We start from the raw sequence: 18,585 nt of genomic DNA on the forward strand, positions 1-18,585 counted from the left end.
AACAGCCGCTTGCTTATTGCGGGAATTATCCTATTGCGAGGGATTTTAACTGCATCTGATGCAACTGGGCGTAGTAACCATCTTCCCGCTGGATCAACTCATCATGGGACCCCGTTTCTTTGATTTCTCCCTGGTGCAACACTATGATTTGATCAGCTTTCTGGATCGTGGATAGTCGGTGCGCTATTACAATGGACGTACGACCCCGCATCATTTTGTCAATGGCTTCCTGAATAAGCTCTTCCGTTTCAGTATCCACGGATGAGGTTGCTTCATCTAGGATAATAATTTCAGGATTGTAAACCATCGCTCTGACAAAGGAAATGAGCTGCCGTTGACCCACCGAAAGTGTTGCTCCGCGCTCTTTTACATTGTAATCAAGTCCTCCTGGAAGGCGCTCTATAAAACGTTTGGCTCCCACCAATTCGGCGGCATACATTACCTGCTCTTTGGTGATTTCGGGATTTCCTAAGGTGATGTTATAAAAGATGGTATCCGAAAAGAGGAAAACATCCTGTAACACCACTCCGATATGCTTTCTAAGCGTACTTAACTCATAATTCCGTACATCGACTCCATCCAACAAAATCGTTCCGCGGTTAATCTCGTAAAAACGACTCATCAGGTTGATTACGGAAGATTTACCTGCTCCCGTTGCTCCAACAATCGCAATAGTCTGCCCGTGGTCCACTTTAAAATTTAGGTTTTTCAACACCCATTCTTCCTCATTATAAGCAAACCAAACATTTTCAAACCGAATGGTCCCCTGAATTTTCTCAGGACGCTCCGTGCCTTCGTCTGGTATTTGCTCCTTGTTTTCCAATAACTTAAATATGCGTGATGAACTTACTACCCCCATTTGAAGCGTATTGAACCGATCGGCGATCATTCGAATAGGTCGGAAAAAAAGCTGCAGGTACATAATGAAGGAAATCAATACACCTACTTTTAGGTCCAAGTCAAAAACGCCGGTAGCACCATACCATACCACCAGTCCAATGCCAATGGCTTGAATGATTTCAGCTACTGGATAATAAACTGAATAATAAAGTACAGACTTGAGATGTGCTTTCCTATGTTCCCTGTTTATGACTTTAAATTTTTCAAATTCCCGATCCTCCCTGTTAAATATTTGAATAATACTCATGCCTGTGATGTGCTCTTGCAAAAAAGTATTCAAATTGGAAACGGCATTTCTCACTTCGTTGAAAGATGCCTTTACTTTCTCCTTAAACACATAGGTAGAAATAATCAGAAGTGGCAGAGTACAAAGGCTAACTAAAGTCAGCTTCCAGTCCACAAAAAACATAACACCCAAAATAGCTACCAACTGAAGTAAATCTCCTATAATTGAAGCCAATCCCTGACTGAACACATCAGACAATGTTTCTACATCTGATATATTTCTTGTAACCAGCCTTCCTATTGGGGTGTTGTCAAAAAATTTGAGACGCATTTTTAAAAGGTGCTTGTAGAGTTTTATCCGCATGTCTCGAATAATCACCTGTCCTATCCATCCTGACAGATAGGTATGCGCAAACTGTACCACAGCATGGAGAACAAGCAGACCGATCAAGAGGTACATCATCTGTAATAAGCCCTGTTTATCTCCTATAGCCACATGATCATCAATAGCCATTTGAATAAAAAGGGGCCGTGTAGGAGCTAATACAGCCAAGGCTATGGTCAATAAAATCAACCCGTAAAAATGGGACTTATACGGACCCACAAATCCATAGAGTTTCCTCAGGACTTGCATGTCCAGAATATCCCCACTACTTACATTTTCCTTCTCTAGACTCAAAATCGGTTTAATTTAAATAAAAATGCTTTCCGGATAGACCACCTTTGTTAAAAACAGTCCCTGAGCCGGCGCAGAAGATCCTGCTTTACTACGTTTTTTACTATGAATGATTGCCCTGAATCCTTCCAAGTCCAGTTTCTCCCGTCCCACCAAAACGAGCGTACCAACAATCGTGCGCACCATTCCCCGAAGAAATCGGTTGGCAGTTATATGAAAAATCAAATGTTGGCCAATTTGTTCCCAATAGGCTTCTTTTATTTTACATTCAAAGTGATTCACTTCTGTCTTTACTCTACTAAAGCATTCAAAATCTGTATAATGCAAGAGCAGGTTTGCCGCCTCATTCATTCGCTCCATGTCAAGTTTATAATAGCAAAACCAAGATAAATCCTGTTCAAAGGGATTCTTCTGGAGACTTATCCTATACTCATAGCTTCTCCATCTTGCGGAAAACCTTGCATGCGCATCAGGTTGTACTTCTCTAATTTCATATGCCGCTATATCTTGGGGAAGCATTCCATTCAACTTTTTAAGAAATGTATCTTTTTCTTCTATTTCATCTGCGTCAAAATGAATAAACTGCTGCCTGCCGTGGACCCCAGTGTCTGTTCGACCACTTCCCATGATGGGGGTACTATTTCTGAGCAGTACAGAAATGGAGTTTTGTGCCACTTCCTGTACCGATACTGCATTTCCCTGAATCTGCCAACCATGATATCCTGTCCCCTTATACGCCAGTTCCAGAAAATATCTTTTTTTGTCTGTCATCCTGCCTGCAAAGATAGCCAATCGCTCAAAATATAAAGTTGCTTTTACGTTAATCCTTGCGAAAAATCAAATAAGGCATTTACTTTGTCTAAAGATAAAAAAATGATACAGCGTATTCAGTCCGTTTTCCTATTATTAGTTTCCATTGCCATGATTTGCCTCTCTTTTTTTACCATTTGGGTGCAGGTAGATCCGGGGCAGACGTACCAACTCAAACTAACGGCATGGTCACTTATCAAAACCCAGATAAGTAGCCAAGAAATTGTTGAGCAAAGTAACAACTATTACATAGGCATACTTGCCATTGTTGCAGGACTCTTGGCACTTTATAGCCTTTTGCAATATAAGGACCGAGGTAAGCAGATGCTAGTTAATATGATTAATTCCCTTCTAATGGGAATTACGCTAGGAGCGGTGGTCTTTGTCAGCTACCGGGCCAATGAGATGTTCAACCCTTCGGTAACAGGTGCTTATGTCATTGGGTTTTATACCATCGTCTTTGCGTTGGTCATGAATATGCTGGCCAATCGGTTTATCCGAAAAGATGAACTATTGGTAAGATCGGTCGATAGAATTCGATAACTACACGGGCAAATCCTTTGATCCCAACTATTATGAAGCCAGAAACGATTGCCATTCACCTGTCCAATCAGGTAAACGACCTGAACCATCCGGTGATTCAGCCTATTACACTTTCCACTACTTTTTTGCATGGAGATGAGTCACTCATCTATTCCCGCATGGAAAACCCAAACAGGCGGACATTGGAATCAGTAATGGCTGCTCTGGAGAAAGGGTCAGACGCCGCAGCATTTGCCTCAGGAAATGCTGCTGGAATGGCAATATTCCAAGCATTACCTCTTGGAGCTCACATCATTGTTCCTTTGGACATGTACCACGGTCTTCAAAAACAACTCAGGGAGATTGTAAACGACAAGCTGGACATCAGTTTCGTGGACATGACTGATCTCGACAAATTACGCTCGGCTATTAAGCCAGATACGGAGCTCATTTGGCTTGAATCCCCTTCCAATCCCCTAATTCAAATCAGTGATTTGAGAAAGATTGGCGTTTTGGCTAAGGAACGCAATATTCGTCTCGTTTGTGACAATACCTTCGCTACGCCAATCCTACAAAATCCTATGGAATTTGGTGCGGATCTGGTTATGCACAGTGCTACCAAGTATATTGGAGGTCACAGTGATGTCCTGGGAGGGATATTGGTGACGAGGAAAAAAGATGCCTTTTGGGAAAAAATAAAAACTATACAAGCCATCGGCGGTGCAGTACCTTCAGCGTTTGACTGTTATTTACTTTGCCGTAGTATTAAAACTTTACCTTACCGCATAAAAGGTCACTGCGAAAATGCAATGGCAATAGCAACCTTCTTGGAAAGCCATGATGAAATAGAAAAAGTCTATTATCCCGGTTTGGCTTCAGATCCGGGGCATCAAGTAGCCCGTTCCCAAATGACCGGTTTTGGCGGCATGCTCTCTTTTTTGATCCGAGGAGATGCCAATAGGGCTGACAGGTTTGTTTCCAGTTTGAAACTTTTCAGTAACGCTACAAGTCTGGGAGGAGTGGAAAGTTTGATAGAAAGGCGGGCACGGGTGGAAGGTCCCGATTCTAAAAGTGCCGAAAATCTTATCCGAATGTCCGTGGGCCTTGAGAATGTAGAAGATCTTATTGCAGATTTGAATTCCGCACTCACTTAGTCAATTAGACTTAAAACCCTTTTACGTCTTTTGCGGTATCGCTCAACATCGGGTCGTTGATCTGTGCTTTTTCAAACTTTAGCATTTTTAATCCTGAAATGGTCGGTTCGATTTTCTGCTCAGGTTTTATTCTTTTCAGAGTTACCTCCATATCTGCACCTTCTTCAATTTCGATACTTTGGGATACAATATTCCCCCTGACTTTGGCATTGGCAGTGAACTTAGCCAATCCTAAAATAGTAAAATCGCCGATAACCTCACCCATAACACATACTTCTCCTGCCAGGATATTGCCTTTGACATTACCGGATTTACCTACAACCAGCTTTCTCTTAGTAGTCACGTTTCCTTTTATATCGCCTTCTATGCGAATATCACTAACTGCCTCTATGTCTCCATTCACATTCAATCCCGCAGCAAAGACAGAGGTTGCGCTTGCCATTTCCATTTCTTCGAGAATTTTTTTATCTGTAGACCACATAATTTTTTGAAAGTATTTCTAACTTAACTCCTGAACCATTTCTGTTAGGTTCACTTGGGGTAACCTTCGAGCGAGATCGGTTAATGGGGATAATTCCCATCGGCAGATAAGCACATGATTGTCACTAGGATTTCATGTGCCAAGTAATAAAATATTCAGAGCTTTCGCAAAAATAATACTTTAATTCTCAGAAAAATGAAATGTTTGGAAAAGCATGCCTCACAGTCAGGGTTATCCATCTACCCCGCCCACCCCTCCCGGTCCAGGCTTCTGTATTGAATCGCTTCTGCCAGATGCTCTACTTTGATATCCCCTGAGGCGGCAAGGTCCGCAATAGTTTTCGAAACCTTCAGTATACGGTCATACGCCCTGGCAGATAGACCCAACCGCTCCATGGCTGTTTTAAGCAAGGCCTTTCCGGCTTCGTTAATGGTACAAATTTCCTTGACCATATGAGAAGGCATCATCGCATTGCAAAAAATGTCAGGAAATGCATTGAAACGTAAAACCTGCCTTTCTCTGGCCGCCGTAACACGGTCACGGATTGCTTTGCTGGATTCCGACTTTCTGGTGGAAGTCATTTCTTCAAATTTCACTGGGGTTACTTCCACATGGAGATCAATCCGGTCCAAAAGAGGACCACTGACTTTGTTGAGATATTTTTGAACGATCCCCGGCCCACAGACACATTCCTTCTCCGGATGGTTGTAATAGCCACATGGACAGGGATTCATACTGGCTATCAACATGAAATTAGCTGGGAAATCAACGGATACTTTTGCTCTTGAAATCGTTACTTTTCTTTCTTCCAAGGGTTGTCTCAACACCTCCAAAACCGTACGCTTGAATTCTGGAAGCTCGTCTAAGAACAATACCCCGTTATGAGATAGGGATATTTCCCCTGGCTGGGGGTTGCCGCCCCCTCCCACTAAGGCAACATCACTGATGGTATGGTGTGGAGATCGAAAAGGACGCTGGGCCACCAGTGAGGCCTCAGTCCCCAATTTACCCGCAACAGAATGAATTTTTGTTGTTTCCAGGGCTTCGTGCAGGCTAAGCGGTGGCAATATCGAGGGAAGCCGTTTAGCCAACATAGTCTTACCTGCACCAGGAGGGCCTATCATGATCACATTATGGCCACCCGCTGCGGCTATTTCCATTGCCCGTTTGATGTTTTCCTGACCCTGAACATCAGCGAAATCGAAGGAGTAATCCTCCAAAGAATGGTAGAATATGTCCCGAGTATCTGTAACAAGGGGTTCAATGTCAATTTTACCTTCCAAAAAATGAATCGCCTCTTGGACTGATTCCACGCCAATGATATCCAAATTATTGACTATAGATGCTTCCTTTGCATTTTCTTTGGGAAGCATAAATCCTCTAAATCCACGTTTCCTGGCCTCTATGGCAATGGGCAAGACTCCTTTTATCGGACGAAGTTTTCCGTCAAGTGCCAACTCACCCATGATGATATAGTCCTCCAAAGAAGGGAATATTACTTGTTCCGAAGCTTGTATAATACCCATGGCAATCGGCAGGTCGTAGGCAGACCCTTCTTTCCGGATATCCGCCGGTGCCAGATTGATGACTACCTTCTGCCGGGGCATACGGTACCCATAAAATTTTAGGGCTGATTCTACCCGCTGCTGACTTTCCTTTACGGCACTATCAGGAAGGCCTACCATGTAAAAACTTGTACCCTGACCTACATTTACTTCGATGGTAATTAGCTTGGCGTCCACGCCGGACACCGCACTACCAAAAGTTTTCGCAACCATCCGCCCTCAGTTAAATGTGTGAACTAAAATGTTTTGAAAATATACTCAATTGAGGGTAAGAAGAAAAGCTTATTTAAAGTTTTCTCGCGGTTTGATCGATGATGTGTCTTTTTCCTCCGGGGTAATACCTTCCACATTCCGTTCTGCCCTTCTTACTTCCGGTTTTCCAACTTTCAACTCACGCTCCAGGTCAAATATCATTGCCTTTAATTCTTTCTTTTCCATCTCCACTTTTTGGGCGGATTTGTGCAGCTTATTCACATAGAGATTGCTTACTCCCCAACTAAGCACAAAAAGAACCAAACCCACTGTAAGCCAGATGACAACGTGGTCGGTAGTCAAGGGTTGATCCCACATCCTTTCATAGGTGAGGAAATAAACGAGGGCAACACCAAAAAAGAGTGCCACCAACAACTGAAATATACTGTTTGTCTTATTCATAAAGGTAGAAAATTGGGTAGTTCAACACTAATTTACTAAACAGCCTGCATGGAAGAAAGTTTTTTATATAATCCTTCCCTGCCAAGCAACTCTTCATGGGTTCCACGTTCGGTGATACATCCCTCATGGATCACCAGGATTTCATCCGCATGCTGTATGGTAGATAGCCGGTGGGCAATTACCAGCGTGGTTCGGTTGGCCATCAATCTGCTAAGGGCATCTTGAACCAATTTCTCAGATGCGGAATCCAAGGCCGAGGTCGCTTCATCGAGGATTAATATGGGTGGATTCTTCAAGACAGCACGTGCGATACTCAAGCGCTGCCGCTGACCCCCTGACAGCTTAGAACCTCTTTCCCCAATATTAGTGCCATATCCCTCAGGCAAACCTACAATAAATTCATGGGCATTGGCGATCTTGGCAGCATTTATTACTTCGGCCTCGGAGACCTGTGGCATTCCAAAGGCTATATTTGCCAATACCGTATCATTAAATAGGATCGATTCTTGGGTCACAATTCCCATCAATTTTCGTAAATCCTTCATCCGATACTCCCTTATATCCCGACCATCCAACAATACCTTCCCTACAATAGGATCATAGAATCGGGGAACTAAGTCCACAATCGTGGACTTTCCACCACCAGAAGGACCGACCAACGCAATGGTCTTTCCCTTTGCTAATTCAAAACTTACCTCCTTCAATATTAGTTCCTCTCCATAAGCAAAGCTGACTTGGTCAAATACAATGGATTCCGTGAAAGCTTCAAGACCACTAGCTCCGGCTTTATCCTGGATAGCCGGAGTGGCATCTATCACCTCAAAAATCCGCTGCGCACTTGCCAATCCCCGTTGGATGCTGCTTAGGGCTCGGGAAATTTCCTTTGCGGGGTTCAACACTTGGGTGAAAATAATGATATAGGCTATGAATTCACTTGCTCCTAATTGGGAATTGTTATTTAGGACTAAATTACCTCCATAAAGTAAAATGCCCGCTACCACAAAAACGCCCAAAAACTGGGAAACAGGGGATGCCAACTCATTTTTACGAGCCATCGACACATTTAAAGCGGCATAATTATCAGTTTCACCATCAAATTTATTCTTGATATACTCTTGTGCGCCAAAAGCTTTTATCACTCTCATGCCACCAATAGTTTCGTCAAGAATATTTACGATTCTGCCAAGTGAGGTTTGGCTTTCCATGGCGGATTTTCGCAATCTTCTTGTGATGCCTCCTATTACGGCTCCAGAAACAGGTATCAATATAAGGGTGAAAAGAGTAAGTTTAACAGACATAAAAAATAACACCGCAAAAAACAGTATAATTGTGGCGGGTTCCTTAAAAACAACCCGAAGGGATTGCACAATACTGTTTTCAACCTCTTGGATATCATTGGTCATTTTGGATATTAAATCCCCTTTCCGTTCATTGCTGAAAAAGCCAAGATGCATTTCCGTAACCCTTTCAAAAATGTTCATCCGCATACCCTTAATTACCTTCGCTCTAACTTTAGCCAAAATAACTCCTGACAGGTAGGCAAACAGGTTGGATAAAAATACAGAGACAACGATAATGGCACAAACATATAGTAAAGTACCAAACTTTCCGTATTCCTCAGAAATTTGAAGAAAGAAGTGATTGAAAAGGTGTGTAAAGTAGTCGATGGTAAAGGAAAAATCGGGTTTTACCTTGTACTGGCTTAGATCTTCTTGGCCTATCTGATCAAAAATTACATCAAATAGCGGCTTTAACAAGGTAAAATTAAGTAGCCCAAAAATAATAGCAAGAAGCGTATATACAACATACAGGGGAAAATGGCTTCTGAAAGGCCTCGCATAGGAAAGGATGCGGTAATATGTATTCATAGGCTTATAACACTGGAAAATTCCGGCAAGATATCAAATTTCAACGCAATACCGACAGGAATGACCTATTTAGCCCTTGCTCTATAACACATAAGGCACCTAGCGGAGCCACTGAAGGTCTCCTTTGGAGGTCGCAAATTGCGTCCTCCATAACGCTTCTGATTTTTTGTCTGCGCTGTCTGCTGAATGATATTTGTAAAAGTATTCTAAAACATCCAAATAATACTTCTCGGCTTCCGGAGTGATTTCTACTTGATAGACTGACTCTTCTTCCACGAATTTACCTCATTTTGGAAATCCCTAATATCCTTAGCTCTGCCTTCTTCTATTGATTTTAGTGAAGCTTTTGATCTTTCGATCAAATCTTCTTCTTTGGTTGCAAATAAATTATTCTTTTTATCCTTATCTAGTAGTTGCTTGATCCGATATAAAAGGTCAACATCTTCAATAGTCTTTAAACAGGCAATAAGCTCGAGTTTTTCACTTCCGATATCTAAATTCCTAGACTTTAAATCCTTAATTTATCTGTTCCCATGATACAGTTAGCCAGGGACTAAGCGCCACATTGATTGTTTGGATATCCAAACTTATCATTCTTATCTTTACCATAAAGTTAACGGTTTTTCTGATTACTTTAGTTTCCCCAGTCTATACTGAATTCTGTTCGCCAAAAAAAATGGAACCTTCCTTTTTGATTCCTGACCTAAAAAGTTGGATGCCGGCCACTAACAGCCTTATTTATCTCCATAATGTGACCATGCACTAAGTACATGCACTGTTACTGTTGTTTCTTCGATTGAGTAAACTAAACGATGCTTTTTATTAATTCTTCGGGAGTATAACCCTGCCATATCGTATTTCAGGATTTCAGGCTGTCCGGTACCTTCTGTAGGATTTCCATTAATTCATTCAATAGTTTTTCTATTTTCTTCAACGTAGCTTTATCTCCTGGTTTTTTATGTTTATCGATGTCCGTTAAAGCTATTTTGCTAAACTCCAACACATAACTCATAAGCCTAATAAATCGCTTATTTCCTTAGGACTGGATACTTTTTTGACTTCCCCGTTTTGAACCTCCTGTATGCTCTTCTTTATCTTTTCGACCATTTCCGCATTAAAATACAGATCATTTTCAGAAATAGGAGTCAGCGCATAAGCTTTATCCTTACCCCGTTGCACAATGATTTGCTCTCCCTTATCTGCCCGTTCAAAGTATTCTTTTTGATTTTGTCTAAATTCTCTACTGCTTATAACTAACATAGTGATACATTTAATTTACGTGTACCAATTTGGTGCAAAATATTAATATTAACGGTAACATTCATTTCCAGGTTCATCAGTTAACTGATTTTTTAACCCAATGGAAGGTATCGCTGTATTTGCTTTATCAGCTCTTCCAGATTTGCCTGAATTTATTTCTCGGTTGCCTAGGTGGGAGGGTGTGAACGACAAGTTCTGGACTATCCGCAGGTCATCTCCATTCATTTAAGAGATTGGTGATCCCACATTATCTAATCGCCAGGGGCTAATTAAGTGACGTTTACTTTCCAATTTTTCGGTAAAATTCCTTATTATCTGTTCCGTCCAATTTTTTTCTAAAAAATAATAAAGGTCTTTAAGAAACTTTTGCGCCCGCTTTGACCTTTCTATTCCTAAAGCCATTTCTGATACCTTTTCCGAACTTCCTCATGTGGAACGGTCTCACCTTCTTCTACCTCCAGTAGGCCATTTTCTACGAAGACTATTTGTTCCTCTGAAAGCACATTTGGACAGCCAATCTGAGAGCGATTTCCAGAGTTACTTTTGCACCATTCCTAAATGTTGAATTTCTTAGGGTCTTTGCGGTTGGGCCTAAAGCTCACAATCTCAATGTGGTCTTCCTTGATTCGGTAATAAACGCTCGTTTGTTTACTGAAAGCACATTTTCTCAAACCTTTGCGCCTGTTGGATTCACGGTACATCTCAGGCGCTTCCGATATCAGTTCCAACGTTTTTTCGATTCTGTTATAGATTTCCTTGGCCTTTTGCTGCCCAAACTCACGGACAACATATTCCAACAATTCTATTTCTTCATGCCTGGCGCGAAGGGAATATCGAACCGCCAACGCCAAGACTAAAAGTTGAAACGGTTCTTGATTTCTTCACGGACAGATTCATGGGACACGTATTGGCCTTTGTCCAGCTGATCAAGACCCTCGTCGATGGCCCCACTCGGTGTAGTATTAAACTTCGGCAGCTGGGTGTAGTTTGCAACTACACCCTTCTATTAGTTCCAATTTGCAATTGGAAATGGACGGAATTACCAATAATCGACCTCTATCAAACCTACTAACCCAGCATAATTCCTTGCGCTCGAACACATATAGTCTTAAGGTTTTTCCACTATTCCTGCCCTTACCGGATTCTCATGAATATATTTCATTCTACTTTCAATCATTTCAGTTCGATAAAGTTCAATCGCATGGTTTTAATCTGATAATAATTGATTTTTAAAGGCCAGATTGAATCTCGCAATAATAATAATCCTTCCGTGCTTCGCTTGCGTCACGCTCGATTTCATGTGTCCAAAATTGCATGTCACCGGCTCTTTTGTTTAATTTAGCATGATAAGCAAAAATCATCTTTAACCATTCCTTTCTGCTTTCCTGCGGATTTTCCAGTATCATTTTGAGCAATTTCTTGCTGTAAACTTCTTAAAATCACGTACCCAACCTGACAATTTTCCATCTTTTTGTTGAACAACCAAGTGAAGGTGATTGGTCATGATAACATAACCAAAGAGGAAAAGTCCCTTCTCCTTTCTACAATAAGCCAGATCTTCCGAGATACAGTCCCTATACAGCTTACTTGAAAACACATCTGCCCATCCAACCACTTGGAATGTTAAAAAGTAGGGCATTTCATGGGTTTATAATTGATTTTTAATGGCCTCATGGAATCTCACCACGATAATCATCCTTTTGTATAAGGATTTCGTCATGCTCGATTTCCTGATTTCTTATTTGGTAAGCCTCTCCCATAGCTAAAAATAGTTTATCTGCACAGAAATTACAAATGAATATAGAAGTCTATAAATGGAAGGAATGGTTTTTTTGGAACCGTCTTTAAATCTCAGTCAGAAAGTTTTCAAAATGTCCGGTATCTGTTTACTAATAAGCTCTTTCTTAAGCCATTGCAAATGGCATGAAACGGATTACGTCCTCCAAGAAGATTAGAAATAGTAGGGTGTAGTGAATACTACACCCAGTCGGGGGACCGAACTGGCCGGGAAAATAGGGGCTTCCAGGGAGTCCTAAAAAGCCTTTCCTTCGTGAAAAAGGCAAAACCCGTGTCGGCCGCCGCCGCCGGGCTTTGGGACGGCCCCAGGGAGGCGGCCGGACAGGTACGCCTGCACAAGCAGGGGAAGATCAAACTGAAAACCGCCCGGGAGCTTTTGGGTTACGGGTACGAATATCCAATTCCCAATTCGAACAATTCCGACTGCTCAGTACTTTTTAAACTGCAATTAAAAGTTTGTTCGTTATCACTATTAGATACTTGAAAAAAATATGCAGTCCCCACAGTGTCTATATCAGTAGACATATGGACGTTGCTACCCAACAAAATATTTTCAATGTCGTCGACATCCTTCTGTTCTAAATATAAACTGGCGTGCCTATAAATTGCAATTGACTTTGGATTTTTCTCTATATCCTCTGTAAATTGGTAGTATACCAATGTATCTTCATGGTTTAAAGTATCCCCAAAATATTTGTAAAAAGCAATAAAGTCGATATTTTCCCCCAGCCTATACCCCATGTTCTGCAATTCTTTAAAATTTCTTTCTTTTGCGTTGAACAGATTTTCATCAATACCCCAACCACTATTCCTAAGCTGGCAGGAATTTAAACAAACAGCAAAAACGAGTATAAGATTTCTCAACCAACTATTAATCATCGAGCCATTTTGGGCTTGCCCTTTTATCATTAGCTTTTTCATCTATTTTTCCTTCGATTTCACCTAAAGCCCCTGTGTTTATTCTTTTTTTATGTAAACTGCGCAGTATTTCTTGATTCCACCCTTGAGTTTTTTTAAGTACTGCTCCATTATGAGCTCCCATCCTGCCAGTGGGCAAGTTATATTTTTCATCTAATCCACCGCTGCCTTCAATATCCCCAATTGGATGATGATGAATCACAAGTTCATGCAAAGCAGTCCCTCCAAATGTCCAAACGCGTTTTAATGGGCCTTCAGGGTCTACAGTATTTAAATTACTTGATAGCCATGTAAGCCGACTGCCATCTTCAATAGAATAACCTCTCGCCCCGCCCTTTTTCCCAGAGGGATCAACACCTATTTTACCTGCATATCGACTTATGTGTGAATTTTCCGGAACAATTTCAACTGGGAAAGGGATTGGACCGCTTAAGACATCATAAAAAGCCTGTGTGTATTGGTCTGTATCCCAATTAAATTCCGGATTAGGAGAAATAATGAACTTTGTGACTTCCTTTGTAGCATAAACAGGATCCTTAAACACATTAGTCCAGGTTGTAGGGTCTTTAACTCGCCATTCATTGATCCGTTGAGACTTATCACTGACCTTCCTAACACTCTTTTCAACAGAGAAAAAATTATCAATGTTAACTTTTGGGTATGTTTTAGAGTATATAACATTTAAATCCCTAACAACAATCTCAGCATCTTTTTGGCTCCCAAATATAGCTTCCAAACCATCCAAATCTATAGCTTGGATCGGTGTGTTACTTGCGAATTGATATGGAGTTAGCATAGGATAGCTTGAAGTCAAAGGATCCTCACTTAAAAACTTCGCAATCCTCGGATTTTAAATCCTAAACCCATAGTCATAGGTGGAGCCGCCGCCGCCCATTCCTTCCGGGTCTTGCTCCTTGCCATTAAACCCGTAACGGTACGCCCATTCAATAATGATAGTCATACCTTGAAATATTAAGCCGGATGGCTCCTTGTAGGTATTGGTTCTGTTCCCGGGTATCTACTCCTTCCACACTAAGATTTCGCTGGGTAAAGCCCAGGTCAAAAAACAGGTTATGACGGACCATATAGGTGGCCTGTAAGGTACCCATTGCCACGTTATGGGCGACACCCTGACCGATCACGTTTCCAAAAAGTCCGGTACTTGTTGATGTTCGGTTCTTAAGTACATCGCCACCAAAATTCGCCTCTTCATCCGGATCTTTACCGTAGTGCTGATAAAAGAACAATGCCTGCACGTTCAGTCGGGGGATGGGTTGATACCTTAGAATTCCAACCGCTTCCCTGAAATTCGCTCCTAGGGGATGGGTGAGTGGAGTCCGGTAATTGGTAAATGACTGATAGTCGAATTTCTCCTGAAAGGTAAATGGCCTGGCCTGGGAATATTCCAACTGCAAATCAAGGTTAGGAATGCCCACCACATCTATGTATTTGTATCCCAGCTGAATTCCGTGTTTGTTGCGGCTGGAATTTTTGCCGGTCTTGCCGAAAAACTCATTGAAAACAAATTCATCAAGCGCAAATTGTCCGTAGATTTGCATCCCGTCTACGAGATTCCATTTCACATCCGTACCTAGCATAACTTTGTCCGGTGTTCCTAGCTGATGCTCCACCCACCTGTAAAATATCAGGGGATTTAGATAATTTATGTCAAAGGTATTTGCCATGACGGACTCGAAAATACCGACATTGACCCGTTTACCCAAATTAGCAGAGAGCCGATGGTGCGAAAACCATTTTTGTGGATACCGTCCGTCGGTAGGAAATCCTCTGTCAAAGTCTATATCCGCAGTCATTTGTCCCCAAAGATTCGTAAAATTCAGCTTCCATATCTTTGTGTTGATTTTCAGAAAAAAATAAGGATTGGAGAAATCGGACAGGATCATGGACCGGAACCCTTCACCAACAAAATTCCTGTCGTGCCCCAACTGAAATCCGACGTGTTCCGTAGCCTGAAAGGTCACATGCCCCGTGGCGGAGAAGTAACTGTACCCATTATTCCCATACCTTTTCCAAAATCCCTCTCCGGGAACGGCTCCATTAGCCTGCGCATAACTCTTCACCCAAGTAGGAAAAACCAAGTCCGTTGTTGATAAGTACGTATAAAAACCTATTTTCCTATCAATGCTGCCGCGCATTTCCAATCCCCTTGTATTTCGAAAACGTCTATCTGATTCACCATTCTCGATCCCCCCATGAAAATACAAAACAGGATTCAGGTGAACATCAAAAATACTGTCCCGATAATGAAAAAAATCAGCAGGCGTGGTGTAAAGTCCTCCCAGAAATTTCCTTTCTGATTTTGGAGCAACACGCGTTGTGAATTCCCAACTATCCTTCTTCAGATAGTCCATGTTAAAAGCGTCTGCTGTAGAAAAGCTGGAAGAATCCTGATCCATTTCCGCAAAATATTGGGCGATATGATCCCTTCGAAACGGCTTGAAGCCAGTATAGATAGTTGAGCTCAAGGAGCCTCTTCGGATTTCATAACGTTCGATAAGGTGGTAATAATCCCTTGAAAAAGGAGCAAATGCGCTTTGTCCCGGTGACGATAAACTAAAAGCAAGGACAAGTAAAAACGTGGATAAAAATTTAGTCATATATCACTAACAAAGGTAAATTTCCGCGGTAAATATAACCAAACTTCTGCTTAATAATCAGTATTCTAAAGCTGTTTGGAGGTCAAATATCCTCCATAAGTGCTTTTCTTCCAGAATTGGGGATTTTTCTTGAGGAAAGGTTTGGATAGAGGTATAAAAAGGAATAAATTTGTGCCTCAATTTTAAGAGGTAAGCAATTGTCGATTTTACATATGAAATCGAGCATGACGATATCGTCTCACAGTGGGATGAGTATTGTAGCGAGATTCCATGTGGCAAATAAAAATCAAATTATAATCACATGAAAAAAGAAATTCATCCCAATTACAGAGAAGTGGTTTTTCTTGACACTTCCAGTGAGTTTAAGTTTATAACCAAATCTACCATCGAAACCAAAGAGAGCATAACTTGGGAAGATGGAAAAGATTACCCATTGGTAAAGGTGGAAGTTAGTTCCGCATCCCATCCCTTCTACACGGGCAAGAAAATGTTGCTTGATACGGCGGGTAGAGTTGAAAAATTCAACAAACGATACAAGAAAAATTAATTATTTCTTCTAATTGTAGGGGATTAGGTCTGCCGGAACTGTATTTCCGGCAGACTTTTTTATTTTTGTGCTATGGACCAGATCATTTTATTTGATGATTCAAAGATACGGAGCAATTTACTGCCCTTTACTTTCACAAGACCGGTAGGGGATATCCGTGTTGGTATTTTGAAAATCAAAGAAAAATGGGAAAAACACATGATGTTGCCAGCCGGATTTTTCACAGAAGATTACCTAGGAGCGAAATTTCCATTAATCAATGCGCCTGCAATTTTTATAAACGGTGCCCTATGTCCAGACGAGGAATTGGTTGCTGCCATTCAACAGCTAAAACCTGAAGAATCTTTGTGGAAAGATGATTATCTTCTAGCGGCGAAAGTTAACTCTCCATTAAATTTTAAAATAGAAGCAATCCCACGAAAACATGCCCTTCAGTATCCTGACCCGATAAGGCTCCTGACTCAAAAATGGCATATTTTCCAACACAATGGTGAAGAGATTCGGCGGGATTTTCAATTAGTCACCAAAAGGCGAATTTCGACAGGTTGTAGTGACCCTTATACCCACATTTATAATGAGTCGGCGGTATTTATCGAACCCGGAGCGAAAATAAAAGCCTCCATTATCAACGCAGAGGCCGGACCTGTTTATATAGGCAAAAACGTTCAAATTCTGGAGGGAAACCTAATCAGGGGGCCCTTTGCTATCTGTGAGGGAGCCATGTTAAGTATGGGGTCAAAGATGCGCGGTGATATCACTATTGGTCCCAAATGTAAAGTGGGGGGAGAGGTTTCCAATTCTGTATTTTTAGGATATAGCAACAAATCCCATGACGGCTACTTGGGCAACTCTGTAGTAGGAGAATGGTGTAATCTTGGAGCGAATACCAATGTTTCCAATCTCAAAAACAACCACAGCCCAATCCGGGTCTGGGATTATGCCAAAGGAGGTTACAGTGAGACCGGCTTGCAGTTTTGTGGCTCATTTATTGGCGACCATGTCAAATTAGGCATCAGTACAATGCTTAATTCGGGGACTGTAGTAGGTGTAGGTGCCAATGTTTTTGGTGAGGGATTCCCCAGAAAACTCATACCTTCGTTCGCTTGGGGTGGTGTTGGGGGTTTTAACACCTTCATACTTAAAAAATTTGAAGACACTGCCCGGAAAGCAATGGAGTTTAAAGGAGAAACTTTTGAAGAAGAAGACCGCGCCATCATTCAGCATGTCTTTGATTTGACTCGCCCCTACCGGATTTGGGACAAATCGTTTTAAACTGTAAAACTAGACAAGCTAAAGCATGCTATTTTCATCCATCCCCGGATTAGAGGAGACCAAAAGCAAACTTATCCAAGCCATTCGCCAAGATCATCTGGCACATGCCCTGCTTATTCATGGCCCTGAGGGTAGTGCTGCCTTACCTATGGCGTTTGCCTTGGCAGCATATATCAATTGCGAAAATCCCAATGAGGAAGATTCCTGTGGAGTCTGCAGCTCCTGCCAAAAATTAGGAAAGCTGATTCATCCTGATTTGAATTTTTCATTTCCCAGCCCCAGCATATCAAATAAAGATGGTGACGAAGATGGCGAAAAGAAGGTGGACATGCTCAAACTTTGGAGGGCCTTTGTTATAAAACACCCCTATGGCAACTTACACGACTGGGTAAATTCTATCGGAATCAATAAGCAACTTAGTATTTCTAAAGGGGCTGCAAAACAATTGATCCAAACGCTTTCCTTAAAGTCATTTGAAGGAGGTTATAAGATCATGCTCATTTGGCACCCTGAGCTGATGCATCCATCAGCCGCAAATGCCATATTGAAGATATTGGAGGAACCGCCTGAAAAAACACTCTTCCTCCTGGTAAGTCACCATCCCGAGCAGCTGCTGACCACCATTATGTCCCGAACGCAGAAGATTGCTATCCGGGGCTTCACTGATGAAGAAATAAAGACACACCTAGTAGGCAGCGGCTTATGCAGTCAGTCAGTGGCAGATCAGTTGACGCCACTTGCTGATGGGAACCTACGGGAGGCGTATAGACTGTCCGATCAAGTAGTTGATCAAAATACGGCCCATTTCAAAGATTGGATGCGGGAGTGTTATAGTCTAAACATCAATGAGCTGAACAGCCGTTTGGATCGTTTTACCGAGCAAGACAAGGAAGGTCAGAAAAACCTCCTGCTGACCGGTATTAATGTGCTTAGAGAATGCCTTTTAGATTCGAGTCAGTTAAAAAAACTAATGCGTACTGCTCCGGAAGATCTTCAGTTTATCGAGAAATTTAGCCGAAACACGCTTACCGCGACAAAGATCCTTGGATTATATGGCAAACTAGGTGATGCACATTATCATTTAGAAAGGAACGCCAATCCCAAAATCCTGTTCATGGATTTGTCCCTGCAGGTGGCAACTATTCTAAAATCCAAAGAAGTTCATGAAACCGAGCATGTCGAAAATCGTCATATACCGAGATGAGCATCACTGTGAGATTCCATAGCTTGCCCCGACTCTTCGGGGTGACAAATAAAAAACAATTATAAACACATGAAATCGAGCATGACGAGATCGTCACACAGTGGGATGATTATA

19 protein-coding genes are annotated in these 18,585 nt (G+C 41.8%); 5 read left to right on the plus strand and 14 right to left on the minus strand.

Translation table 11 applies throughout. The annotated features are described in order from the left end of the window. Positions 1 to 25: 25 nt before the first annotated feature. Together FQ608_RS15145 and truA are read right to left on the minus strand one after the other, a co-directional pair. On the minus strand, positions 26 to 1,804 hold the full coding sequence (locus tag FQ608_RS15145) for an ABC transporter ATP-binding protein (RefSeq protein WP_158859070.1): 1,779 nt from the start codon (positions 1,802 to 1,804) through the stop codon (positions 26 to 28). Between the two features lie 12 nt (positions 1,805 to 1,816). After that, complete coding sequence (gene truA / locus FQ608_RS15150; RefSeq protein WP_158859071.1) at positions 1,817 to 2,572, minus strand: tRNA pseudouridine(38-40) synthase TruA; 756 nt, start codon at positions 2,570 to 2,572, stop codon at positions 1,817 to 1,819. 102 nt (positions 2,573 to 2,674) lie between these two features. Between truA and FQ608_RS15155 the strand changes: the two genes are divergently transcribed. Together FQ608_RS15155 and FQ608_RS15160 are read left to right on the plus strand one after the other, a co-directional pair. Next, a complete protein-coding gene (locus tag FQ608_RS15155; protein ID WP_158859072.1) occupies positions 2,675 to 3,154 on the plus strand; it encodes a DUF4293 domain-containing protein in 480 nt (159 codons plus the stop codon). 32 nt (positions 3,155 to 3,186) lie between these two features. Next, positions 3,187 to 4,287 carry a trans-sulfuration enzyme family protein gene (locus FQ608_RS15160; protein ID WP_158859073.1) on the plus strand — a complete coding sequence of 367 codons (1,101 nt, stop codon included), beginning with the start codon at positions 3,187 to 3,189 and terminating at the stop codon, positions 4,285 to 4,287. A 10-nt stretch (positions 4,288 to 4,297) separates the two neighbouring features. Here the strand turns inward: FQ608_RS15160 and FQ608_RS15165 are convergent, their stop codons facing one another. From FQ608_RS15165 to FQ608_RS15220, 12 genes are all read right to left on the minus strand, one after another. After that, positions 4,298 to 4,768, minus strand: coding sequence for a bactofilin family protein (locus FQ608_RS15165; RefSeq protein WP_158859074.1), 471 nt, complete (start codon positions 4,766 to 4,768; stop codon positions 4,298 to 4,300). Between the two features lie 239 nt (positions 4,769 to 5,007). Further along, positions 5,008 to 6,546, minus strand: coding sequence for a YifB family Mg chelatase-like AAA ATPase (locus FQ608_RS15170; protein ID WP_158859075.1), 1,539 nt, complete (start codon positions 6,544 to 6,546; stop codon positions 5,008 to 5,010). Between the two features lie 69 nt (positions 6,547 to 6,615). Next, a complete protein-coding gene (locus tag FQ608_RS15175) occupies positions 6,616 to 6,987 on the minus strand; it encodes a hypothetical protein (protein ID WP_158859076.1) in 372 nt (123 codons plus the stop codon). Between the two features lie 35 nt (positions 6,988 to 7,022). After that, on the minus strand, positions 7,023 to 8,855 hold the full coding sequence (locus FQ608_RS15180; RefSeq protein WP_158859077.1) for an ABC transporter ATP-binding protein: 1,833 nt from the start codon (positions 8,853 to 8,855) through the stop codon (positions 7,023 to 7,025). 99 nt (positions 8,856 to 8,954) lie between these two features. Continuing rightward, positions 8,955 to 9,131 (minus strand): hypothetical protein, encoded by a 177-nt coding sequence (locus FQ608_RS15185; protein ID WP_158859078.1) that lies wholly within the window; start codon positions 9,129 to 9,131, stop codon positions 8,955 to 8,957. A 458-nt stretch (positions 9,132 to 9,589) separates the two neighbouring features. Beyond that, the gene (locus tag FQ608_RS27520) at positions 9,590 to 9,706 is read right to left on the minus strand and encodes a type II toxin-antitoxin system YoeB family toxin (protein ID WP_234364221.1); all 117 of its coding nucleotides are present in this window, start codon (positions 9,704 to 9,706) and stop codon (positions 9,590 to 9,592) included. A gap of 157 nt (positions 9,707 to 9,863) precedes the next feature. After that, the gene (locus FQ608_RS15195; RefSeq protein ID WP_158859079.1) at positions 9,864 to 10,115 is read right to left on the minus strand and encodes a type II toxin-antitoxin system prevent-host-death family antitoxin; all 252 of its coding nucleotides are present in this window, start codon (positions 10,113 to 10,115) and stop codon (positions 9,864 to 9,866) included. 554 nt (positions 10,116 to 10,669) lie between these two features. After that, entirely contained in the window at positions 10,670 to 10,966 is a 297-nt protein-coding gene (locus FQ608_RS15200; protein WP_158859080.1) for a type II toxin-antitoxin system RelE/ParE family toxin, read from the minus strand. Positions 10,967 to 11,517: 551 nt separating this feature from the next. Next, a complete protein-coding gene (locus tag FQ608_RS15205) occupies positions 11,518 to 11,754 on the minus strand; it encodes a transposase (RefSeq protein ID WP_158859081.1) in 237 nt (78 codons plus the stop codon). 539 nt (positions 11,755 to 12,293) lie between these two features. Next, positions 12,294 to 12,833: a hypothetical protein gene (locus FQ608_RS15210; RefSeq protein ID WP_158859082.1), complete on the minus strand. Its 540-nt coding sequence runs from the start codon at positions 12,831 to 12,833 to the stop codon at positions 12,294 to 12,296. Continuing rightward, the gene (locus FQ608_RS15215) at positions 12,784 to 13,626 is read right to left on the minus strand and encodes a hypothetical protein (protein WP_234364222.1); all 843 of its coding nucleotides are present in this window, start codon (positions 13,624 to 13,626) and stop codon (positions 12,784 to 12,786) included. Before FQ608_RS15215 ends, FQ608_RS15210 begins: the two co-directional genes overlap by 50 nt. Positions 13,627 to 13,774: 148 nt before the next feature. After that, complete coding sequence (locus FQ608_RS15220; protein WP_158859084.1) at positions 13,775 to 15,448, minus strand: hypothetical protein; 1,674 nt, start codon at positions 15,446 to 15,448, stop codon at positions 13,775 to 13,777. A gap of 301 nt (positions 15,449 to 15,749) precedes the next feature. Between FQ608_RS15220 and FQ608_RS15225 the strand changes: the two genes are divergently transcribed. From FQ608_RS15225 to FQ608_RS15235, 3 genes are all read left to right on the plus strand, one after another. After that, a complete protein-coding gene (locus tag FQ608_RS15225) occupies positions 15,750 to 15,995 on the plus strand; it encodes a type B 50S ribosomal protein L31 (RefSeq protein WP_158859085.1) in 246 nt (81 codons plus the stop codon). A gap of 72 nt (positions 15,996 to 16,067) precedes the next feature. Then, positions 16,068 to 17,267, plus strand: a complete 1,200-nt coding sequence (locus tag FQ608_RS15230; protein ID WP_158859086.1) for a GlmU family protein — start codon at positions 16,068 to 16,070, stop codon at positions 17,265 to 17,267. 25 nt (positions 17,268 to 17,292) lie between these two features. Further along, the gene (locus FQ608_RS15235; RefSeq protein ID WP_158859087.1) at positions 17,293 to 18,471 is read left to right on the plus strand and encodes a DNA polymerase III subunit; all 1,179 of its coding nucleotides are present in this window, start codon (positions 17,293 to 17,295) and stop codon (positions 18,469 to 18,471) included. Positions 18,472 to 18,585 lie beyond the last annotated feature (114 nt).

The sequence above is a fragment of the Lunatibacter salilacus genome (assembly GCF_009797935.1).
GTDB classification, from domain to species: Bacteria; Bacteroidota; Bacteroidia; order Cytophagales; family Cyclobacteriaceae; genus Lunatibacter; species Lunatibacter salilacus.